Source organism: Streptomyces sp. NPDC056480, from assembly GCF_042795405.1.
Lineage (GTDB): Bacteria > Actinomycetota > Actinomycetes > Streptomycetales > Streptomycetaceae > Streptomyces.
On the sequence record NZ_JBHTSA010000093.1, the window covers coordinates 1 to 22,275 of the forward strand.

Consider the following 22,275-nt stretch of genomic DNA (forward strand, 5'->3'; position numbering starts at 1 on the left):
GCGCCCTGGTGGTCTTCCTGCTCTTCCTCGTCTGGAGCTTCGACGCCCCCCTCGGCCACTCCGGAACGGACTCCGCGCAGCCCTTGAGCGACCTCGTCACCGCCGGGGTCTGACCGGGGCTCACGAAGGAACGCGACACCGCGCGTCGTGAAGGCGGGCCCCTCAGCGGTGGCGGGGTGGTCCGGCGCGGTGGCGGGTACCGGTCCGACGGCCACTCATCGGCCCGATGCACGAGCTCGGCTTGTCCCATCCTGGGCGCCCTCGCCGTCGCGGGCGTTCAGCTCGCCATCGGGGACCGGCCCCGGCGTGACACGGCGGAAGGCATGAGCACGGTGACGCCTGGAGGCGCGTATGGACAGGCCTGTGTCACGCGACGCCTCTGCCGGCCGAGGCGCGGCAGCGATGAGAGAAACGGAGCGGGTCCGAGGGCGTAGCCTGCCCCCGGACCCTGTGGATGCCGCTCACGCCGCTGCCGAGTCGGCCCTGCTGCACTTCGCCAGCCCGCGCGAGGCGGCGACCGTCGCGGCGTTCCTGCGTACCCGGGTCTACCGGTCGGAATCCTCGCCGTGCCGGGTGCACCCGGCACGACCGGACCGGCCCACACGGCTCGCCAGCGGTGCCGGTGAGGCCGAGCGAGGGGCGGAGCCGAGCACGCTCCGGCAGCTCCAGGCCGGCTGCCGCACTGCTGGGCGGGGGCGCAGCGGGAACGGGGCGCCCGCGTTGTGCTGCTGGCTGGCACCGCATCCGTGCAGCTCCGTCTTCGCGCCGGACACGGTCGTCGCGGGGCGGATGCCTTCCTTGGCGGCCGAGTCGAGGGAGGCGCGCGCCACGTTTGTCGCCCTCGGCTGCGCCGTTGTCTGCTGGGACGCCGAGATCGCATCGTGCCCAGGACTGTCCAGCTCGCAGCCGGTATCGACAGCTCCGAGAAGGCTTGCGCCCGCCTCAGGCTGGCACCTCATGCAGGGTGGCGTCGCCGGTGACCTGGATACCGACCCGGCCGCCGGGTTGAACCTGGATCGGGCCTGGGGCGCGGATGTCGATCTGCTGCTCCAATCCGTCCACGGCGACGATGACCATGCAGTCGTGACCGAAGAAGCGGACGTCCGTGACGGTGCCATGAGCGGTCGCCGTGTCCGGGTCGGTGAGACGGAACTGTTCGGGGCGTAGGAGGACGAGGCCCTTGCGCAGGCCCTTGGGGGAGGTGGCGAGAGGGATGCGGCCCAGCGGCGTGGTGGCCGTCCTGTCGTCGGCTGTGCCAGTGACAAAGACGGCGTCGCCGACGAAGGAAGCCACCCAGGGGTCAGCGGGGCGCTGGTAGAGGTCCTCGGGAGCCGCGCACTGGGCGACCCGGCCGTCGCGGACGACAGCGACCGAGTCGGCCGTGGACAGCGCCTCCTGCTGGTCGTGCGTGACGAGCAGGGCGGTGGCTCCGCTGTCCCGGAGCACGGCGCGGACCTCGGCTCGCACTGCTCCGCGCAGTCCGCTGTCGAGGGCGCTGAACGGCTCGTCGAGGAGGATGAGATGAGGTTCGGGGGCGAGAGCTCGGGCCAAGGCGACGCGCTGCTGCTGTCCGCCGGAGAGTTCGTGCGGCATCCGGTCGCCGTATCCGCCGAGCCCCACGAGATCCAGCATCTCGTCGACGCGGTTGGCGCGGGCGCCGCGATCGGTACCGGTCAGACCGAAGGCGACGTTGCGGGCCACACTCAAGTGCGGGAAGAGGGCGCCTTCCTGCGGGACAATGCCAATGCGGCGACGTTCGGGCGGGAGGTGGACTCCGGGGCCCGCGAGGGTCCGGCCGGCGACGGTGACGGTGCCCGCGTCCGCTCGCAAGAAGCCGGCGATCACTCGAAGCAGGGTGGTCTTGCCGCAGCCGGAGGGGCCGAGGACGGCGGCGAGCTGCCCGCCCTGGATGGTGAGGTCGAGGCCGTCGAGGGCTGTGGCGCCGGGACCGTAGGCCTTGACCACGCCGCTGACCTGGAGGTCGTTCATGGGTGGTGCCTTCCGAGGAGGTAGGAGGGGACGGCGGCCAGGAGGACCAGGACAGCTGCGTACGGGGCCGCGGCGGCGAAGGATCCACTGCCGGTCTCGGTCCAGAGCCGGGTGGCCAGCGTGTCCGTGCCGGTGGGGCGGAGCAGGAGAGTGGCGGGGAGTTCCTTCATACAGACGACGAAGGTGAGGGCCGCGCCTGCGGCGACGCCTGGTGCGGCGAGCGGCACGGTGACCTCGCGCAGGACGCCGAAGGGGGTACGGCCGAGGGAGCGGGCCACGTCGTCCAGTACGGGGGGCGCCTGGAGTACGGCGGCGCGGACGGCGGCCACCGCGACGGGGAGGAAGAGGACCGCGTACGCGCAGACGAGCAGTGGTGTCTCCTGGTAGAGCGGCCGGGTGTATCGGACCGCGAAGAAGACGAGGGCGAGCGCGACGGTGATGCCGGGGACGGCATGGCCTGCGTAGGCGGCCTGTTCCAGGAGGTGGGCGAGGCGGCCCCGGTGGCGGGCGGCGATGATGCCGACGGGCAGGGCGAGCAGGGTGGTGAGCGCGGCGCCGGCGGAGGCGAGGCCGAGAGTGGTGAGCGCGGTACTGGTGAGGGTGGCCGGGGCCCAGGTCACGGAGGAGCCGACGACGAGCCAGTACCCGAGGGTGGCGAGTGGGAATCCGACGGCCATCGCCACGACAGCTCCGCACCAGGCGAGGGCGGGCAGGCACAGCCGGCCGAGCGCGGCGGGAACGGCCTGCCGGGCGGTTCCCGCTCCGGTACGGGCGTACCCGGCCCGTCCGCGGGTGCGGGTCTCGCCGGCGACGAGTGCGATGGTCATGAGGACGAGCACGGCGCTGAGCGCGGCGGCCGGGGTGCGGTCGAAGCTGGCGCGGTAGGACGTGTAGATGCCTCGGGTGAAGGTGTCGTACCGCATGAGGGATACGGCGCCGAAGTCGGAGAGCACGTAGAGCGCGACGAGCAGTCCGCCGCCCGCTGCGGCCGGGCGGAGCTGGGGCAGGGTGACGCTCATGAAGGTGCGCAGCGGTCCTCGCCCGAGGGAGCGGGCGACCTCCTCGTGTCCTGGGTCGGTACCGCGGAGCGCGGCGGCGACCGGCAGGTACACGTAGGGGAAGCTGGCGAGGGTCAGGGCGAGGGCCGAGCCCGTGAACCCTGCGAGCGAGGGGGCTGCGGAGAGCCAGGCGAAGGCGGTGACATAGCTCGGCACGGCCAGGGGCAGGGTGACGAGGACCGACCAGGTGCGGGCGCCGGGCAGGGCGGTGCGCGTGGTGAGCCAGGCCAGGGAGATGCCCAGGAGCAGGCAGGCGACGACAACGGTGGCGGTCAGACCGAGGCTGCGCAGGAGCAGTTGTCCGGTCCGGTCGCCGGCGATGACGTCCCAGGCGAAGGCGGGGCCACGTTCGAGGGCGCGAACGGCAAGGTAGCCGAGGGGCAGGACGGCGAGGGCCGCCGCGAGGCAGGCGGGCGCTGTCAGGACCCATGAGGGTCTGGCGGTGCGCCCGCCAGGCCGCTTCCGTTCGTCGGCCCGCTTCCGCCCGGCGGGCGCGGGGGCGCTTGCCGGGCGAATGCCGTGACGCGTCCGGACGGGGGAGTCCGGTGAGGTCACGTCAGACCAGTCCGGCTTCCTGGAGCATGGCCAGGGTTTCCCTCAGCGAGTCGAGCTTGCCGAGGTCGATCTTCGGCGGCTGGAGGGTCTCCAGCGGCGGCACGCCCGCGGCGGTCTTCACTCCGGCGGCCAGCGGGTACTCCTTGGTCTCCTGCGCGAAGTACGTCTGGGCCTCGGCGGAGAGGAGGAAGTCGACGGCCTTCTGCGCGAACGCGGCCTGCTTCTCGGCGGCGCCCTTGAGGATGCCGACGCCGGCGACGTTGACGAGGCCGCCCGGGTCACCCTCGGGCAGATAGTGGATCTTGGCCCTCATCTTGTCGGCGCCCTTCTCGGCCACCTGCTCGTACCAGTAGTAGTGGTTGAGCAGGCCGAGGGAGACCTCGCCCTTGTCGACGGCTTCGAGGACCTTGAGGTTGCCCTCGTAGACCTTGGGCTCGTTGGCCTTGAGTCCCTTGAGCCAGGTGCGGGTGGCCTCGTCGCCCTCCAGGACGCGCATGCCGGTGACGAACGCCTGGAAGGAGGCGTTGGTCGGCACGAAACCGATCTTGCCCTTCCACTCGGGCTTCACGAGCTCGTGGACGCTGTTCGGCGGCGTCGGGACCTGAGCGGGGTCGTATCCGAGGACGCGCACGCGCCCGCTGACGCCGGTCCAGTCGCCGGCCGAACCGCGGTAGGCGGTGTCGACCTTGTCGAGGGTGGCCTTGGGGAGCGGCGCGAGGCGCTGCTCCCTGGAGAGCGCGCCGAGGGCGCCCGCGTCCTGGGAGAGGAAGAGGCCGGCCTCGGTCTTGTCGCCCTCCTCCAGCAGCTGGGCGGAGAGTTCTGCGCTGTCGCCGTAGCGGACCTCGACGGTGGTGCCGAGGTGCTTCTCGAGCTTCTCGATGAGCGGTTTCACGAGGTTCTCGTTACGGCCGGAGTAGATGACCAGTCCGGCCGGTTCGTCGCTGCCGCAGCTCGCGAGCGCGGGGACGAGGAGGGCTGCCGCGGTGAGCGCGGTGAGCGTGCGGGCCAAGGGGCGGCGCATGGTGAGGTGATGCCTTCCTGCCGTGCCGGCCGCGGCCGTCGCCTGTGGCGTCGGGTCGCGCGGCGAGAGCTGCCGGGAGAACCTGTGAATACGGCATTGATAAGGTAAAGCTAACCTAATGGTCAAGGCAGGCTTTGATAACGGACCGGCCGCGAATGGGCATCCGGTACCGGCACCCCCCTTCTCACTTAGGAAAGCCTTACCTACGATGCGCCCGTGACGCTCCTCCCCGCCCCGCCCGCCGGTGGCCACACCCTCCCCCTCGCCGGTGACCTCGCGCTGCACGGCGACCGCACCGCCCTGGTCACCACCGAGGGCACGATCTCCTACGCCGAGCTGGCCCGACGGGTCGCTGACACCGCCCGGCAGCTGGGCCCGGGGCGCCGCCTCGTGCTCCTGCCCGGCGCCAACACGATCGGCGCGCTCGTCGTCCACCTGGCCGCGCTCGCCTCGGGCCACCCGGTGCTCCTGGCGCCCGGAGACCACCCAGAGGCCGTGGCAGCGCTGACGTCCGCGTACGACCCCGACGTTGTCGTCCACACGGGCACCGACGAGTGGCGGATCGAGGAGCGTCGGACAGGCTCCGCACACCTCTTCCACCCCGACCTCGCCCTACTCCTCAGCACCTCAGGCTCTACCGGCTCCCCCAAACTCGTCCGGCTCTCGTACGACAACCTTCAGGCGAACGCCGAGTCGATCGCCTCGTACCTCGGCATCCGTGACACCGACAGGGCTGCCACCACCCTGCCGATGCACTACTGCTACGGCCTGTCCGTCATCCACAGCCACCTCCTGCGCGGCGCCGGCCTCGTCCTCACCGAACTCTCCGTCGCCGACACCTGCTTCTGGGACCTCTTCCGCACCGCCCACGGCACCACCCTCGCCGGAGTGCCGTACACCTTCGACCTTCTCGACCGGGTCGGCTTCGCCGAGATGGACCTGCCGCACCTCCGTTACATCACCCAGGCAGGCGGCCGCCTCGCCCCCGAACGGGTTGCCCAATACGTCGAGTTGGGGCAGCAACGCGGCTGGGACCTCTTCGTCATGTACGGCCAGACCGAGGCGACCGCACGCATGGCCTACCTGCCGCCGGAGCTCGCGGCCGCGTATCCGGGAGCGATCGGCGTTCCCGTACCGGGCGGTTCATTCGCGCTCGAAACCGTCGACGAGGCCGCCGGGCTCGGCAAAGATGTCGGCGAGCTCGTCTACTCCGGCCCGAACGTCATGCTGGGCTATGCCCACACCCCCGACGACCTGGCCCTCGGCCGCACCCTCGACACCCTGCGCACCGGCGACCTGGCCCGGCGCACCGACGTTGGCCTGTACGAGATCGTGGGCCGCCTCGGCCAATTCCTGAAGATCCTCGGCCTACGGATCGACCCCCGGCAGGTCGAGGCCACACTCGAGGAGCGCCACGGCCTCAGCGTGCTGTGCGCGGGGGACGACAACGGGCTCACCCTCGCCGTCGTGAGCAAGCCGGGGTGGGACGAGCGGCGGATCCGAAGACGCGTCATCGACGAGTTCGGGCTGCCGATACGCACGGTCCGCGTACACCTGCTGATCGAACTGCCCCGCCTGCCCACGGGCAAGCCCGACTACCAAGCCGTCCGCGCCCTCGACCGGCCGGACAACGCCGAAGTCCCGCACGGCGGCTCGGGCACCGATGACCTATGCGCGCTCTACACCCGGATCCTGGACCGTACCGACGTGACACCCGCCAGCACTTTCGTGGGACTCGGCGGCGATTCCCTTTCCTACGTCGAGATGTCACTCCACCTCGAAGAGCGCCTTGGCCATCTCCCCGCGAGCTGGCACACGACACCGATCAGCGAGCTACGGACCCCCGAGAGCAAGACCCCCCTGCGGACCCGGGGCCGGTCCCTGGAGACCAGCATCGCCCTGCGCGCGGTGGCGATCGTGTGCATCGTCGGCTCGCACGCCAGGCTCTTCGAGCTCCGGGGCGGTGCACATCTGCTGCTCGCCGTGGCCGGCTTCAACTTCGCCCGCTTCCTGCTCACCCCCGCCAGACGCCGCGATCGCCTCCGCAACACGGGACGGAGCACAGGCCGCATCGCGCTGCCATGCGTGGCCTGGACCGCCTTCGCGATGCTGATCGGCACCGACTACGACCTGAGTAATCTCCTCCTGCTGCACAACGCCCTCTTCCCGCAGGACACGGGGCCGGGCATACACCTGTGGTTCGTGGAAGCACTCGTGTACATCCTGCTTGCGACCCTCGCGCTCCTCGCACTGCCGGCCGCCGACCGGGCGGAGCGACGCTTCCCGTACGGACTTCCCCTCACCCTCGTCGCGCTCGGTCTGCTGACCCGCTACGAGCTGATCGGCCTCCCCGAGCGCTCCCAGATCACCGACGCGGTCACCGTCTTCTGGCTGTTCGCTCTCGGCTGGGCGGCCGCGAAAGCCTGCACGACCCCGCATCGGCTGCTCGTCACCCTCGCCGCTCTCACCACGGTCACCGGCTTCTTCCCCGACGAACCCCGGCGCGAGGCATTCGTCCTCATCGGCTTCGTCCTGCTGGTGTGGTTCCCCACGCTCCCCAGCCACCGCCGGATCAACCAGGTGGCGGGGCTGCTTGCCGCCAGCTCGCTCTCCATCTATCTGACGCACTGGCAGATCTATCCGATCCTGGACGGCATCTCCGAACCCCTGTCGCTGATATCGGCCCTCATCTTCGGCATCGCCTACGCCAAGGGGACCGACCACCTGCCCCGGAAGCTGTCGGCGCTGGCCCGCCTGACCGCACTACGCGCTGGACGGCCCGGCTCCCGCTGCAAGCACTCCTGACCCCGTTCGAGGAATGGCACGGCAGACCGACGCACGAGGGGTGACGCCGGCCGACTGCCGGGCGGACACTCCCCGACGCCCACAGAAACTGACACGCACAAGCGCCCAGGAGCCGCCCTCCCAAAGCCATATCCTCACGACTCCCTGTAGGGACGGTGCGTTCCCTCAGACACCCAAGGCGGGGCGCTCTGCGTTCCGCCAGCAGACGTCCGCCAATGGCACCCCGTGCTCTCCACCCGGGTGGGTTCCGGGTCTGCTGTTCGCGCCCGTTCGGCCTGTACTGCTACTCGATCACTGTCGTCTGGTACGTGTTGCACGACCACCATCCCAACGACGCCGCCGATCACAGCGCACGGGCCCCCTGGTACACCACCAAGACCGACCCGCTCCTGCGCCGACATGCTCGCCAAACTCCGCCGCGTGATCATCGCCGCCCGATGTCTCCCCATCGCCCCAGGCCAGCCGACAGACGCCGAAGTCCAGGCCGGCGACATCCTGTCCGGCATGTGGTCCCTGATCCACGGAATCGGCCGGGTCACAAAGTCGCTGGCCTGGGACCTGGAGGCCGCCATCGGGGGAACGGGCAAGGTGACCGCTCCCGCGGCGGCCTTCGCCGGCACCCTGGCCACCCGGATCCAGCTCGCCCCGCCACGGGATCCGGAGTTCAAGGGGCTGGTCGAGCGCTCTCGTTATTCGGGCCTTGGCTGAGCGTATGGAATCTGATCAGACGCAGCTGGGGCTTGGCCGGTGCTCACTGGGTACCCTCAACCGAGTTCTCCGGCCGTGCGTTTTGCGTGGCAGTCACCCATTGCTCGAGTTTCCGTGTCGCTGATCCTGAGTCGATAGACTCGGTAACCTGGATGAGCGACGAGCGTAGCTGGTGCAAGAGCGGTTCATCGGTCAGCTGTACGGCTGTGATAGCGGCTGCTGCATTCAGAAGTACTGTGTCGCGTATGGGGCCTCGTTCCCCCGCCAGCACGCTGCGCGCCACTTTGGCGTTGTGTCGGGCGTCGCCACCCTTTAGAGCATCGATTCCGACACGTGGGATACCCAGAACTCGAGGGTCGAGAGTCTGCTGGTATGCGACGCCTCCCTTGACTATCCAAACATCGGACGAGGCGCAGACGCTGAGTTCGTCGAGTCCGTCCTGCCCTCGGAACACGAGGCCCTGCTTGTTTCGGTGAGCCACCACGGAAGCGAACCTTCCTACAAGGGCACCGTCGGAACATCCCAACGCCAACGCTGGAACGTTGGCGGGATTGGCGAGGGGACCGAGGAAATTGAACGTGGTGGGTACGCCCAGTTCCGCTCTCACCGGGGCGGCATGGCGCATTGCCTTGTGGAACGTGGAGGCCAGGCAGAAGGTGATGCCTGCTGTGCGGGCCACATGCTCTACAGCACGTGGCGGTAGGAAGATCTCGACTCCCAGCTCCCTCAGTACGTCCGCAGCCCCGCTTGCAGAGGAGACAGCCTTGTTGCCGTGCTTGACCACGGTCGCGCCTGCCCCTGCCGCCACGACAGCGGCCATGGTGGAGATGTTGACTGTTTGAGCCTGATCCCCACCGGTGCCCACGATGTCCACACTCGGGCCAGGTACGTCCAGGATTTCGGCATGGGTGTACATGGCCTCAACCATGCCGTGCAATTCGGTGACCGACTCTCCTTTCGCCCGCAGTGCGACCGCGAACCCCGCTACCTGTGCGGGAGTTGCGTTGCCCTCCATGATTTCGTTCATGGCCCAAGCAGCCTCTGCGACACTGAGATCACGTCGCTCAATCAGGTGTTGGATGACATGCCGCCACGTCCGCGCATGTGGGTGCTGGGCCGTCATCGAGCGGACCAGTCCTTGCGGAGGTTCTTGTGCGCGGACCGCTCGACATGGTGCACCAGTTCGGCGACAACACCGATTCCGCGGGTGCTCAGCACTGATTCGGGATGGAACTGCACACTGGCGAAAGCGCGTCCGCGTAGTGCGTGCACTTCGCCTGTGCGCGGGTCACGTGCGAGTTCGATCCCCTGATCGAGGAGGGCATCCGCCGCACTATCATCGCACCAGGTGGTGAAGGTGCTGTAGAAACCGACGGTTTCACGTCGGCCGAAGAGCGTGATCTCCTCCTGGGTGCCTTGCCTTGGTTTCGGCATACGGCGTATCGGTAGACCAAGCTCGGTGGCAAGCATTTGATGCCCCAGGCATACACCCAGGACGCCGGCGTCTCGCTGTAGGGCTGCTTGAGCAATCGTTCTCAGCGTCCGTACCCGCGGATCGGTTGTGCTGGTGGGGTCACCGGGACCGGGTCCGAGCAGGACGATGCCGTCGTGGAATGCGACGCTCTCACTCAGCCCTGGAGCGTCGTAGCTCTCTACGACGACAGGGTGGCCGAGGGAGCGGAGCTGGTGCGCGAGCATAGCGGTGAAGTCGTCTCCGCAGTCCACGACCAGAGCCCGGCTGGCGGTGGCCGGTGGGGAGGCGTCCTGCTTCTTCAACCAGAACGAGGCCAGCTTCCCTCGACGCTTGTACAGCGCAGCCTGTACCTGGTAACTCTCGGCAAGCGTGTGGCCTTCACCTGGAGTGGTCTGGTGCTGTGGTGATGACTCGATCGCTCCGATCGCTCCGATCGCTCCGAGGATGGCAGCGGCTTTGACATGGGTCTCGGCCACTTCAGCTTCTGGCCGGGAATTGCGGACGAGTGTGGCTCCGACTCGTACCACCGTGCGCCCCGTGGACACATCGATGTCCGCTGTCCTTATGCAGATTGGGGAATCCATCGTCTGGCCGCCGCTGGCCGAGCGGCCTATCAGGGCCAGCGCGCCGGCGTAGTACCCACGTCCGGACTGCTCGTACCGGGAGATCACACTGGCGGCGTTCTGCAGGGGACTGCCCGTGACTGTAGCGGCGAACATCGTCTCACGCAGGACATCACGCACATCCATGCTCGTCCGCCCGCGCAACTCGTACTCCGTGTGTGCCAAGCGAGCCATCTGCTTCAGACGCGGCCCGATCACCTGGCCGCCACGGTCACCGACGGAGCACATCATCTTCAACTCCTCGTCCACCACCATGGTCAGCTCCTCCGCCTCTTTGGTGTCCTGGAGGAATTCCATGAGCGACGACAACGTCGGACCGCCATCCGGGTAACGGTATGTCCCTGAAATCGGGTTCATCACAACCGTGCCATGGGATTGACGGACGTGAACCTCGGGACTGGCACCCAACAGAACCCGCTCGCCGGTGTGAACCAGGTATGTCCAGTAGGCGCCACGTTCCTGCTCCATGAGTCGACGGAACAGACCCAGCGCCAAATGAAGCCCAAAGTTTCGTATCGTGGCGGTGAAATCCCGCCGGATCACGAAGTTCGCTCCCTCACCCTGCCCGATCTCGTCGCTGATGATCCGACGGACAGTATCCGCGTATTGAAGGTCGGATGTGACGAACCCTCCGTCAGCAAGATCAACCTCGGTCTCCGGAAAGGCAGCCAGCAGAAGTGCCAAAGGAAGAGTTCTCTGCTCCGTAACCTGCAAGGCCTGCAATGGAGTTCCATCATCCTGCGCCTCGAAACCCCGCTCGCGTATCTGCCGGTAGGGGACAAGTGCGAGGAGATCATGAACTGGACTGCCGCAGGCAGGTGCACCAGGAACAACGGGCAGCTGAGCCAGCCGCTCGTAAGTACCCATCGTGCCTATGAGTACCTCGATGGTGCCGGGTGTCACGTGCGGCGCATTGCGGCGTAGCAAAGCGAACGGAGGTGCGTCCTCGGAGGTGAGTTGATCGACGAGCTCGGGGACGGACAAAGGCAGAGTCATAGGGCTTCCTCATGGCGCGGTAGCATGCACACGTATCCACAGAGAGAAGGCCTGGGGGCGTGCTTCGGAGAATGCTCGTGATGCATGCACCCTTGCCCTTGAGGCGGAGCAGTGTGAGCCTTCATGAAAGCCGTCGATGACTGTTGTCGCGCAGGTATCAGATACTCATCCTCTCGAAGGATCATGAATGGTTTGCATGGCGCATGGAAGGTCGTATCGAATTGCGATGCGGAAGTCTGCCCGTCACGCAATCACGGTGAGCCCATGGCGTATGACTCAGAAGCGATGACCGCCCGGTCCGACACGGGCGAGTGTTCGCCTTGGTTCACCGAGGCGGACTTAACCAGCTTGGCGGGTGCTGTAGCGCAAAAACGTGCACCAGGTGCTACGTTGGCTGCTTCCAAGGCGCTGGCCCTCTGGGCAGGGATCCGCCTTCGGCTCCATCGGTAACGAGGACGACGTTCACTCCCGAGCTGCTCATGCCGTCCGCATCTGGGTTTTTCCTGGGCCGACACGATATCGAACGGAGCCACAGCGGCGACAGTCGGCCCGAGTTTCGCCGCTGCCTGTGCCCGCACAACCTGCAGCATCGGCCGGGACTCAAGATCGCGGGGCGTGATGGAGCCCGGGACCGATGAGAATACGCAGTACTCACTCTACTATGCGGCTGAGGCGCTATGTTCAGGCGTACCGCGATTCCGGTGCGGACGCGCTTCTACGACCCCGGGGGCGCAGATCCCGGGCGGGCGGCAGTCACCCCGCCCGCCTGCCTTCGTAGCTCCCGTGGGGGAAGCTACGAGTCGTCCACTGTCGCGCCAAGGACATGCTGGGGAGCGGTGAGGGTGTCGGCTTTGACCATCCACCGCGGACCGTGATGTTCGACCGCGATGAACACCGCCCGCTGCTTTTTCGCGGCCTGGTAGGCAGTGCTGAAGGTGTCCGGGTCGGTCGTGTCCGGGATCAGGCTGGCGGGACAGGGGACTGGCAGCGGCTCCATCCGTTCATCCTCCCAGGAGAAGAAAAAGATGCTGTGCTGGTGTGGTTCGTGCCTTTGCGGGTGTGGGGGCGTTGTACTGGGTGATGCGTGCACGGTCCGGGCGCCCCACGCCCGGACCGTGCAGGCAGCGGCCCCGGTTTCTACGCCCCAGCGCCGGGGCCGCCCCCAAGGATCCGCGGTTCCCATTCCTGAGCCGCGTAGGCGGCTGTTCCTGTTCCCAGGCTGTGGCCAGGAGGGCTGGGCTGGGTCGGGAAGCTGCTGGTTGTGGTTGCTGGTCAACCCCGCGGTCGGCGATGGCAAGGTCCACGCCCTATACAGGACGTGGGGATACGAAGACCTCGGGCACAGCCAGCCGTCGCCCGTGTCGCCTCGCCTCACGGTGATGATCCGGCCGACAGCGTAGATGGGCTTGGAGGTGGCCCGAATCGGTGGCCAGATCACAGGGTGAACCGTTCTGACTCTTCTGCCGCCGCGTTGATCATTTCCCCCTGTTTTCTTCCCATTACCTCAGGCCAGCTGGCAGACGCCGAAACCCAGGCCGCGGTTGCTGGTGAGGCGTCCGTCGAAGGTGATACCGAAGGCTTGGAGGGCTCATTCCAGCGGGTAGTCCAGCGTTTGCGGGCGGGTTGCAGGAGCGCTTGGGTATGGGTTTTGCCGGGTGTGGGCGGTCGTAGTAGGTGCGGGAGGCGGAGTCGGCGTTCATGCAGGCGGAGGCTGAGAGGGACGTTGCGCGTTTGAGCTGCCGGTTTCCGCCTCGTGGTGTGTGTTCGCCGTGGATGGAGGTCCCCGGGGATCTGGGCGGGGCGAGTCCGGCGTAGGAGGCGAAGTGGGCAGCGGCGGGGAAGCTGGTGCCGTCGCCGGCGGTGACCAGGAGGACGGCGGCGGTCCTGATTCAGGCTCCTGGCATCGGGGTGAGGACCAGGTGAAGCGGGTGGGCCTCCAACACGCTGCTGATCTGCGCTTCCAGGGTTCGGCGCTGGTCGTGGACTGCTGTGAGTGAGGCGGCCAGTGACGGGATCAGATGTCGAGGGTGCCTGTGCCTGGGACGGCGGTGGTCTGTTCGTCCAGGGCGTCGATCGGCCGGACGGCCATGCGCGGAGCTTTCGGGCGGATGAGTCCGACGAGTCTGCGGCGTCCGGCTTTCCCTCCGGCGGCCGGGGCTCCGTAGCGCTTGGGGAGCCAGGTGACGGCCGGGTGGTCGATCCGGGGCCCGAGCGTTTCGGCTGTGGCATCCCCGGAAGCCATCGGTGGTGGGGCGTGGTTCTGTGCGTTGCCACTGGTCCCGAGGCTGGACGCAAGGGATCCGGGACATCGGCCACGAAGCGCCGGCGGAGCGCTCGGAGTGGATCACCAGGTGCAGCCCAGATCGTTGTACCGTGGCTGAGGGGAGCGTGAGGAGCCGTCAGGCACGCTGGTAGGGGTCGGTGTACGGGGCCAGGGATTGTCGTACGTCCTGTTGAACCTTGGCGATGAGCGGGCCGGCTGCGTAGGTTCGGGCCCGGGTTTGGCCGTGGGCGGTGAGCCAGCCCCGGCGGACGAGATCGCGGAGGTCCCGGACGGCCTGCTGGCCGGAGAGTTCGCCGTCTTGCTGGTAGACGGTGCGCCGTACGCGAGAGCCCCAGAAGGCGGGCAGCAGGGCGTAGACGACGCGTTCGTCCAGGCCGTCGGCCCCGGCTTCCTCGCCCAGGCGGATCCAGGCCTGTGCGAGGAGGTCTGTGCGGCGCTGGGCAACCTGGGCCTGGCGGTGGTGGGCGCCGAGGCAGAAGCGGATCCACGGGTGGGTGTCGCGCCGGGGGTTCCACTCGGGGCCGCCGACCTGCTGGAGGACGTTGTAATAGCCGTAGGTGTTGCGGCCGTATCCGAGCCATTCCTCGATTGAGGAGAACTCCGGCGGCATCAGGGCCTCCCGCGAGAACACCAAGGTCGACAGAGATCGGGACATCCGCCCGTTGCCGTCCTTCCACGGATGGATGTTCACCAGGTTCAGGTGCGCCATAGAGGCTCGGACGTGCACGGGCACGTCCAGGTCGCCGTCGTTGAGCCAGTCGACCAGCTCCGCGGTCAGCGCCGGCACGTGCTCAGCATCGGGCGCTGTGTACGCGGGGACGAGCGGGTCGTCGGGGCTGGTCACGTAGACCGGGCCATCACGCCAGCGGCCAGGCCGTCTGTCCAGGTGATGCCCCTGAAGCATGAAGTGCAGTCCGTTGAGCAGTCCTGCGTCGTACCGGAAGCCAGGACCAGCATCGGAGAGGGCCTGGATGTAGGTCATGGCTCGCTGGTAGCCCTCCAGCTCCACCCGGGTGCGTTCCCCGGCATCCAGGGGCTCCTCACCTGACATCAGTGCCTCGACGTCGTCGACTGTTGCCGCGTACCCCTCGATCGTGTTCGAACCCGCGATCGCGCGGGCCGTCAGGTTGCGGCGCAGCTGCCCCTGCCAACGTGGCTGAGCGCGGAGCTGGTGGCGCAGGAGCTGCCGCATCTCCTCGATCTCTCCCAGGACGCGGCGGTCATCGGCATCCAGGGCAGGCGTTTCATAGAGCACACCTCGATAACAGCATGACTAAATCATTTAGTCAATGAGATGAGGGGCTTGCTCAGCGGTAGGTCTCGACGGTGAGGATGTCTCTGACGGTTGACGTATTTCTGTATGGCGGTGAGGTCTTTGCCGGGTTTCGGCTGTGGGGGCGGTGATGGTGGGCTCCTGGTAGCCGCGGTCAGCCAGAACCGGGAGCACCCCAGCGGATGCATGTGGGGATGATCCGGTGCCGGCGGGCCGCGGTCAGGCCGTGGGGCAGTCGTGAAGGAAATCCGTACCAGTGTCGTCCGGAGCAGTCACTAGCTGCAGGTTCACTCCGTGCCGGTGGCGCTTGCCTGCGTAGTCGGCTCTTGCGCCGCCGGGCCGGTCGCACTCGGCACGTGTCCCGTTTTGAGCAGGGCCTCATTTGCCTGAGGTGGAGACTCCGCGGCCAGCGGACGCTCCGCGGAGACCGGCAGCGCCGGGAACGGGTTGACCAGCGAGTTGCGGAGAAACTCCCAGACATCGGCTCCGGGCCGCCACTCCGCACAGACCGGTGGGAGAGCGCCTGTGATCAGGGGCACCAAGGAGGTCGCCGCCTCAGGCCCGAGCATCTCGCCGATCCCGGCCTGGAGCAGGGGCCCCACGACCATTCCAGGCTGGGTTCCGATGGAAGGGCTGGCCGTAGCTGTCCAGCGCCCGCGTCATCGGCAGGCCGGAGCCCACGAGGAGGAGTACGGGCCTGCGGCCCGGGCACGGAACCTCCGCAAAGCCCGCCTTGGCCCAACCGGCTCACGTCAATCACCAAGGCCGTCCTCGAGAGGCAACTCTGAAGATCCCCATTCGGGGGCGATGCTCATGACGCTGTGGATGCGCGACAGGGTGAAAACGCGCTCGTCGTCCCGGAGGTGGCATCAGGCTTCGAGGTAGGGCGGGTCGAGTGTGAGGTGGCTGAGGGTGCGCACGGTCCGGCTGCCCGTGGTGGCGACGTACTCGACGGTGATGGCCTGGCCGGTGTCGATGGCATGGGCGAGCTGGCGGATGTCGCTGCAGGGCAAGCGCTTCGCCCACGCTGTGACGGTCTCCTCGGTGGTTATGGCGGAGAGCACGCCGTCGTCGCGTGGCTCTGGTTCGGGAGCCGCGGGCGGGGCGGCCAGCAACCGCGTCGCCAAGGTACTCGGATCGACGGCGGCGGCTTCCTTCGCCGCGCGGCCGGCAGCGGTCCGGCTGCCTCTGGCACTGGAGCTGCGGGGAGCCGGAACGGGAGCGGCGGCCCGCCGGGGCCGGGCCCTTTCGATGCATACCGTGCCCTCGGCCGTCTCGGCGGCGGGGGCGTATCCCTCGGCCCGTAGCGCGGTGAGAGTCGTGTCGAGCGGGCCGCGGCTGATCAGCACCGTCGGTGCCACCTGCCGTAGCCCGAGCTTGGCGAGCTTGCGGTGCGCGGCGAGTTCCGCCAGGAGCGCGGGCTCATCGCTGTGAAGGACACAGGCGGCGGGGGCGATGCGCACGCGCCCGTGGCCGCGTGCGGTGTCGGCGATCAGATACGACAGCGGCTGTGGCAGTGGCCCGGCGGCGACGGCGGCCAGGTCAGCCACGATGCCCTCAGGGGTGCGCCCGGCGTCCAGAGCCCGGCGGACGCTGCCCGCACTGAACCGCCACACCGATGCCGTGGCGCTGGTCTCCCGGTTGGCGACGGAGTCCAGCAGTGAGGCCAGCCGCGCGGACGGGGTGCCGGTGACAACGGCGGTGAGGTCGGCTCCGATCCGTGCCGTCGTGGTGGCCGGGGGCAGCAGCCGCCGGCACTCGATGCCCAGCCCCTCCATGTCACCGGTCCGCAGATGGATGCCGATGGCGGACAGAGCACCGCGTGCGAGCACGCCGAGGAGTTCGGCCTCCCGGATCACGGTGGCGAACGGCGGTCCGCCCGGCGACGAGTCGGCGAGGGGGCGGTACCAGGCGATCAGCGCCCCCAGGTCCGACGCGACCCGCGCGCCCTGCCCCGCTGGGAGCCGCGATGCTGCGGCCAGCAGCCCGTGGCGGGCCTGGACGCAACCGTTGCAAGGCGGCGCGCCGGCGAGGGCTGGGAGAGCCTTGTCGTCCTCGTCGCGCGCCCGGGTAGGGGTGAGTGGCAGGTTCCGCCATGACTGGAGCAGTACGGCGAACTGTTCCGGGGGTTCTTGTTCCGCCCAGGCGTCGTATGCCTCGGTGGGTGCCATGCGATCGCCGTCCCGGGCCAGCAGGCCGGCGGCGTACGCGGTCTCCAGGGTGAGGCGTACGACAGCGTCACCGGTCTGGGAGGCCTTGCCGATCCGTGCCAGTTCACGCGTACCGATCCCGCCGGACTTCAGCCGGGCCGGCGCCGTTGCCGAGCAGGCCGACAGGACCGAGGCGGCACCGGCGGTGAACGCCGAGGCGGCGGCCGACGCCTCACGGTCGACTTCTCTCAGGGAAACGGGTGCCAATCCCACGGAAGGCGGGACGGGCTGGAATGGGGCGTACCAGCCGGGCCCCCGCAGCACGAGCGCCACCTCGGCGGGCATACGCGCCCGGCCGTAGCGGTGACGGTCCTGGATCAGGAATCCCCGGTCCAGCGCCCATCGAGCACCCAGTTCGGGACCAAGGCTAGGACTCCCGAACATGTTGAATCGCGAGGGCTTTGGCCCAGTCCCCGCTCGGTCTTCAAGCAGCTTCCGTACCGTTGCTGGGGCCTTGGCGACCACTGAGGAGATCCGGGCCGGGTCGCTGTGGTGTTCCACCAGCGCGGCCAGGCGCTGCGACTTGCTGTTCGGCGGCTTCACCCCCAGCGCCGCCAGCATTCCGCGCAGCTCGTCGGAGGCCGCGCCGGAGAGCAGTTCCTCCAGCTGGGCATCCAGACCCAGAGGTGCGTCCCACGCCCGCCGCAGCGGTCCGGCCATGCAGAGCTTCTCCGCTCCGTCCGGCCAGACCAGAGCATGATCGGCCAGAACCTCCAGCACAGCCTCCAGCTCCCGGGTGGTGTCGTCGTCGGCTGCTCCCAGCAGTTCCGCCAGGGCATCGCGCGACGCCGGTACACGCAGCGCCGCCAGCGCTTCGGCGACCTGGAGATGCGGCAGCGCGAGCTGCGGCAGGGCAAGCGCCACCGATCCCGGGCGCTGAAGACGGTCGGCCAGTTCTCCCACCGATCGTGGCTCGGGAGGCAACGCGGCATCCTTACGCGCCCCAAGCACGCGTGCCAGACGAGAGCCGTCCAGGCTGCCCAGCCAGGTCGCCAGCGGCGATCGAGAGTTCATGACCGGTGCACCTCGTAAGATCAAAGAACGTCAGCATAGGCCGGAGCCCGGCGCCGGTTCCAAGGATCGCGTTTCCCCGAGATCCACAGGCGCCGCATAAGGGCGGATTCCCCCGAGGGGGGCTTCCGTCGCGGCGGTGATGGCGGCGCGCACGGTTGCGGGAGTCGTGGCCGCAGGGTGAGTGCCCGGCTCAGGACATCTTTGGCACCCCTGATGATGGAGGGCGCGATAGATCGTCTCGAAGTGTTCCCTAGAGTCCGCTTCGACGGCAGGCACACAGCCGGCGCGATCCTGCGCGCCCCCCGCTCCGAGACTGCCGGCATGGCTGTCGTGTGGCAGCCGGCCGTTCGCGCCGAGCACCGCCGCGAGGGGGCGCCACTCGCTTGCTCGCCAGTGCATCCACCACACCGCGGCCCATGAAGCCGACCAGATCACTGTCGACGCTCCCGACGGCGGCACACCCGCTTCCTGGCCACTGCTGCTGATGGCCGGGAGCCGGCGGCGCCGCTCCCGGCGCTCGCACGTGAAGCGTGAAGCCAGGCCCTTTGCACCTGAACTGGATGCTTTGTCTGCGTCATGCCGTGGTCACGGTGGCCGGGGATCTGGACATCCATACCGCCCAGGACGTGCGTCAGGTGCTGACGGCCGCGGTTGCCGTGTACGAGGAGACGGTGCTGGACCTTGCCTGTCTCGGTTTTTGTGACTGCGTCGGCCTGGGCGCGCTGATTGCCGCAGGCCGCGCTGCCCGCTGCCGCGGCGCCCTTCTGTACCTGCGCAATGTGCCGGGCTGCCTCGAGCGTCTGGCGCGTGCGAACGGCACCAGCCCGGCGGCCGTATCCCATACGCCTGGGGCCTTGGACAGGGCGGTGGTATCGCCCCGCCCAAGGCCGGGGCCGGTGACAGCACCCTCGGGGTGACGGGGTGACGGGGTGACGGGGTGCGGGGCGGGGGGTGCGGGGCCACACTGGGGTGATCTGCCGGTTCCCGGCCATGGCCGGGACGTGCGAAGGGTGCTGCGGAATGCGTGTGAACGTGGGTGATGTGCTGCGGTTCACCGGCCACAAGGTCGGTGCCACGGATCACCGGGCGAGGGTGGTCGAGGTTCTCGGGAGCGAGGGCGAGCCGCCGTACCGGGTGCGCTACGACGACGGCCGCGAGACGGAGGTCTTCCCCGGCTCCGACTGCGTGGTGGAGGATCCCGCGCATCTCAGGTCACCGCACGTCGATTGAGCCTGTCCGGCGATGGCGGTCTTGCCTTCTTCTGTTTCGCCCGGAACGCGGTGGTGGTGGTGGTCGTGAAGGATCGGGCGGTGTCGGTCGAGGTGACCCCGGACGGCTATGTGCTGTCCTGCCCGGGCACGGAGGTAGTGGGGCGGGGGCCGACGGAGGCGGCCGCCTGGGAGGATCTCTGGGCGGCGGTCCGTGCCGACTGGGAGCCCCCGGAACAGTCCGCGGTGACCGCCCTGGACGGAAGGCTGCCGCCGGGCCTGCCCGGGTGGCGGCGGATACGCACGATCCGAGTGCGCGACCTGTTCGGCTGACCGGCGACATCCGTCCGGCGCTGGAGATGCCAGTAGCCGGCCAAGCAGCGTGCGGCGCCGCGGGCGTCGTCGGCGGACTTGTCCACCCGGGTTGACGACTGCCTCGCCGAGGGCTTCGGCCGGTGACACACCCGGGTGATCGTCGTTAACGCCGGCCCGTCGGTCGCACTCGCCAGTCCGAACGACGCGGCCCATGCCGCGTGCCGGACATGGCTCGAGGCGCTGCCCACCCGCCGGAACCTGGTGGTTCCCCTCCACGGTCGTGGCAGAGGTCTGTTACCTGGCTGAGCGGTACGGCGGTCCGACCGCCGAGGCGCTGTTCCTCGATGACTTGGCGGTCGGCGCGTACGTCACGGTCACAGGGCTGGTCCCGGAGGGCATCGAGCGGATGGCCAGCCCGGTGCGCCGGTACAGCAGTCTCCCGCGGGGGCGGACGCCTCGGTCGTTGCGGCCGCCGAGCGGGTCAAGACGCTCCAGATCGCCACGCTCGACCGGCGTTGTGAGGTCACAGCTCGGAGAAGCCTTCACTCTCTATCCGGCCTGAGGTTGACGCTGGGTTCAGGTGCTTGATTTTGATCCAGTCGCGGGTGCGACGGCCGGGCAGGTAGGGGCTGGTGAGCCGTTTGGCGACCACGCCGTCGAAGCCCTCCTCATGCGCGTGCTCGAGTGCCTGGGTGGCGCTCGAGGGCCAGGCCGCGGGTACGGCGATGCCAGGACCGGCGAGGCCGAGGTCGTCGAGGAGGTCCCGGCGGGAGGTATAGGGCAGGTGCACCGCTAGCTGGCCGAGGTACAGGATGTCGAAGATCATCAGCTGGACGGGGAGATCCCCGCCTGCGTGGGTGACCGCGTCCGGGTGGTGCAGGCTCATCCGCTGCTGCAGCCGTTCCACGGAAGGGTCGCCGTTGTCGTTCAGAGCGATGATCTCCCCGTCGAGCACCGCCTCGGGCGCGGGCAGCAGGCCGGGCAGCGTCTGGAACTCCGGGTACTGGGCGGTGACGTCGATTCCCGCTGCGGAGAGCAGGCGCACACTGCCGTCACCGGGCAGGTGGGCAATGATGCGGGCACCGTTCCAGAGCGTTTCGTAGGCGTATTCGGCCTCTGTGTCCATTCCGGGCGGCGGACCGATCACCGCGAGCATCGGCGACAGGGGCGGCAGCGCATCCCGCATGGCAGGGGACGGGGAGGGGCGCGTGCTCATTCCACCAGCCTGCGCCCGGCCAGGCGCTTCGGCGACCTGTCCGCCCCTGCCCCTGAAGAGACGGACGGGCGGGCACGTGCAGGGGCCGACGCCCGGAACGCGCTGCGGCATGTCGTGCAAGGGTGCTACGTCGCTTGGCGGCATGTCCCGGAATGTGTTCTTGGTGGTTTGCTGCTGCGTGGCGGCAGGCGATGTTCGGTTTGCTGTTCGTCGTGTGGTTCCCCGGAGACTCGAGGAGGAGTCTGACCATGTCCGTCTACACCCCCCAGCAGGCCAGCCGGCCGCAGTCCCAGCAGCCGTACGTGCAGCAGATGTCCGGTCAGCCGCTCTGGGGGTTTCAGTCCCAGAACCAGCTGCCGTTCGGGCAGCAGGGGCAGGGGCAGGGGCAGCAGCAGCCGTTCGGGATGCAGGGCCAGGGCCAGCAGCAGTTGCCGCTGCTGGTGACGGAGCTGTCACTGCGCTGTTCGGTGACGGCCGTGAGCGCGGTGGTGGAGCAGCTGCGGACGGACCCGCAGATCCTGATGGGGATCCAGGCGCAGAGGCAGATCCCTCCGCACGCCTTCAGCCAGGTGCTGACGGAGTGTGCCCGTCGGATCGCTCCCCTCATGCACACCGCGCTCGCGCAGGTCACCAGCCAGGGTCAGAGCGGCCAGATGAGCCAGTTCGGGCAGGAGGGTGGTACGGGGCAGTTCGGTCAGTTCCCCGGCCAGCAGCTGCAGGGGCAGATGGGTCAGTTCGGGCAGCTCCAGGGATTTGGCCAGGGGCAGGGCCTGTTCGGGCAGCAGCCGAGTCACGGGCAGTGGTCCGGTCTGGGGATGTGAGACGCGCCGGGCGGGCCGCTGCCTCCGGCGTGGACGACGAGCTTGCGCGGTTGCCGTGCGCGCAGCGGCCTACCCGGTCGGCGGGCCGCTGGGGTGCGGCCAGGTCCACGCCGGGTCCGGTCGGCGACAGCTACATCCCGGCCGACGGGACCGCGATCGCCGCCGCCCACATCACCGGACTTGCCGCCCTGCTGCTCGCCCACCACGACCACCTGCGCACCCAGGCCCACCCCCGCACCCCCGCCCGCACCAGCCAGCTCTACACCCTGCTGCGCGCCGCCTGCCGCCCCGTCCCCGGCACGGACCCGGCCCGCACGGGCGCGGGTCTCGCCGATGCCCCCACGGCGCTCGGCATCCGCACTGCCTGGCAGTACGGGACGGTGGCCGCGCAGCCGCACACGGCCGCGCATACTCCGTGCCCGGCGCATCCCTCGGCCCCCGCGCCGGGCACGGAAACCCCTGACGGAACGAACCCAGCCGGACAAGGTCCCGCACCTGCGTCGTGCGTACCCGCCACCATGCGGGCCCCTGGCCGACAGCCCGCCAGCACACACACCACGGCCCGCCGCGGCCGATGATGCTGCTGTCGCACAGCGAACGGAAGTTCCGTCCCCGGTGCGCAAGGCCGAGGGTTTCCTCCCGGCCGCCGTGCCAACGGGTCACCCGCCTTCCGCCGGACGGTGGCGTCGGTTCATGCACGGCAAC

General features: G+C 68.9%; 15 protein-coding genes and 3 pseudogenes. 8 read left to right on the plus strand and 10 right to left on the minus strand.

From position 1 onward, the window contains the following. Positions 1-942 precede the first annotated feature (942 nt). The 3 genes from ACFQ79_RS30340 to ACFQ79_RS30350 are packed head-to-tail and all read right to left on the minus strand — an operon-like array spanning position 943 to position 4,623. Entirely contained in the window at positions 943-1,989 is a 1,047-nt protein-coding gene (locus tag ACFQ79_RS30340) for an ABC transporter ATP-binding protein (RefSeq protein ID WP_383589442.1), read from the minus strand. Further along, positions 1,986-3,602 carry an ABC transporter permease gene (locus ACFQ79_RS30345; RefSeq protein ID WP_383589444.1) on the minus strand — a complete coding sequence of 539 codons (1,617 nt, stop codon included), beginning with the start codon at positions 3,600-3,602 and terminating at the stop codon, positions 1,986-1,988. Before ACFQ79_RS30345 ends, ACFQ79_RS30340 begins: the two co-directional genes overlap by 4 nt. A 1-nt stretch (position 3,603) precedes the next feature. Then, positions 3,604-4,623 carry an iron ABC transporter substrate-binding protein gene (locus ACFQ79_RS30350; RefSeq protein WP_383589446.1) on the minus strand — a complete coding sequence of 340 codons (1,020 nt, stop codon included), beginning with the start codon at positions 4,621-4,623 and terminating at the stop codon, positions 3,604-3,606. A gap of 216 nt (positions 4,624-4,839) precedes the next feature. On the opposite strand from ACFQ79_RS30350, the gene ACFQ79_RS30355 reads away from it, so the two are divergent. Together ACFQ79_RS30355 and ACFQ79_RS30360 are read left to right on the plus strand one after the other, a co-directional pair. Then, a complete protein-coding gene (locus tag ACFQ79_RS30355; RefSeq protein ID WP_383589448.1) occupies positions 4,840-7,428 on the plus strand; it encodes an AMP-binding protein in 2,589 nt (862 codons plus the stop codon). 480 nt (positions 7,429-7,908) lie between these two features. Further along, positions 7,909-8,115, plus strand: a pseudogene (locus ACFQ79_RS30360) (IS21 family transposase); the annotation flags it as partial. A gap of 64 nt (positions 8,116-8,179) precedes the next feature. Here the strand turns inward: ACFQ79_RS30360 and trpD are convergent. The 3 genes from trpD to ACFQ79_RS30375 all read right to left on the minus strand — a co-directional run bounded on the left by trpD (position 8,180) and on the right by ACFQ79_RS30375 (position 12,226). Continuing rightward, positions 8,180-9,259, minus strand: coding sequence for an anthranilate phosphoribosyltransferase (gene trpD / locus ACFQ79_RS30365; protein WP_383589450.1), 1,080 nt, complete (start codon positions 9,257-9,259; stop codon positions 8,180-8,182). Further along, positions 9,256-11,229, minus strand: coding sequence for an anthranilate synthase family protein (locus ACFQ79_RS30370; protein ID WP_383589452.1), 1,974 nt, complete (start codon positions 11,227-11,229; stop codon positions 9,256-9,258). The genes trpD and ACFQ79_RS30370 overlap by 4 nt, the downstream gene beginning before the upstream one ends. Positions 11,230-12,022: 793 nt before the next feature. Continuing rightward, positions 12,023-12,226, minus strand: coding sequence for a hypothetical protein (locus tag ACFQ79_RS30375; RefSeq protein ID WP_383589454.1), 204 nt, complete (start codon positions 12,224-12,226; stop codon positions 12,023-12,025). A 259-nt stretch (positions 12,227-12,485) separates the two neighbouring features. On the opposite strand from ACFQ79_RS30375, the pseudogene ACFQ79_RS30380 reads away from it, so the two are divergent. Further along, positions 12,486-12,629: pseudogene (locus ACFQ79_RS30380) on the plus strand (GNAT family N-acetyltransferase); the annotation flags it as partial. A 208-nt stretch (positions 12,630-12,837) separates the two neighbouring features. Here ACFQ79_RS30380 and ACFQ79_RS30385 read toward each other — a convergent pair. The 3 genes and pseudogenes from ACFQ79_RS30385 to ACFQ79_RS30395 form a co-directional block, all read right to left on the minus strand. Then, positions 12,838-13,441: pseudogene (locus tag ACFQ79_RS30385) on the minus strand (transposase); the annotation flags it as partial. A 187-nt stretch (positions 13,442-13,628) separates the two neighbouring features. Continuing rightward, entirely contained in the window at positions 13,629-14,768 is a 1,140-nt protein-coding gene (locus tag ACFQ79_RS30390; protein ID WP_383589455.1) for a Fic family protein, read from the minus strand. A gap of 887 nt (positions 14,769-15,655) precedes the next feature. Then, complete coding sequence (locus ACFQ79_RS30395; protein WP_383589457.1) at positions 15,656-18,010, minus strand: helicase-associated domain-containing protein; 2,355 nt, start codon at positions 18,008-18,010, stop codon at positions 15,656-15,658. A 545-nt stretch (positions 18,011-18,555) separates the two neighbouring features. On the opposite strand from ACFQ79_RS30395, the gene ACFQ79_RS30400 reads away from it, so the two are divergent. The 3 genes from ACFQ79_RS30400 (at position 18,556) to ACFQ79_RS30410 (ending at position 19,551) form a co-directional block, all read left to right on the plus strand. Then, positions 18,556-18,927, plus strand: a complete 372-nt coding sequence (locus ACFQ79_RS30400; RefSeq protein WP_383589459.1) for an STAS domain-containing protein — start codon at positions 18,556-18,558, stop codon at positions 18,925-18,927. A 103-nt stretch (positions 18,928-19,030) separates the two neighbouring features. Further along, positions 19,031-19,240, plus strand: a complete 210-nt coding sequence (locus ACFQ79_RS30405) for a DUF1918 domain-containing protein (protein ID WP_383589461.1) — start codon at positions 19,031-19,033, stop codon at positions 19,238-19,240. Further along, positions 19,237-19,551 carry a hypothetical protein gene (locus ACFQ79_RS30410; protein ID WP_383589463.1) on the plus strand — a complete coding sequence of 105 codons (315 nt, stop codon included), beginning with the start codon at positions 19,237-19,239 and terminating at the stop codon, positions 19,549-19,551. The genes ACFQ79_RS30405 and ACFQ79_RS30410 overlap by 4 nt, the downstream gene beginning before the upstream one ends. A 505-nt stretch (positions 19,552-20,056) precedes the next feature. Here the strand turns inward: ACFQ79_RS30410 and ACFQ79_RS30415 are convergent. Further along, the gene (locus ACFQ79_RS30415; RefSeq protein ID WP_383589465.1) at positions 20,057-20,749 is read right to left on the minus strand and encodes a hypothetical protein; all 693 of its coding nucleotides are present in this window, start codon (positions 20,747-20,749) and stop codon (positions 20,057-20,059) included. Between the two features lie 248 nt (positions 20,750-20,997). Here ACFQ79_RS30415 and ACFQ79_RS30420 point away from each other — a divergent pair, with 248 nt between their 5' ends. Together ACFQ79_RS30420 and ACFQ79_RS30425 are read left to right on the plus strand one after the other, a co-directional pair. Continuing rightward, complete coding sequence (locus ACFQ79_RS30420) at positions 20,998-21,570, plus strand: hypothetical protein (RefSeq protein WP_383589467.1); 573 nt, start codon at positions 20,998-21,000, stop codon at positions 21,568-21,570. 29 nt (positions 21,571-21,599) lie between these two features. Next, positions 21,600-22,148, plus strand: coding sequence for a hypothetical protein (locus tag ACFQ79_RS30425; RefSeq protein WP_383589468.1), 549 nt, complete (start codon positions 21,600-21,602; stop codon positions 22,146-22,148). The last annotated feature ends 127 nt before the right edge of the window (positions 22,149-22,275 follow it).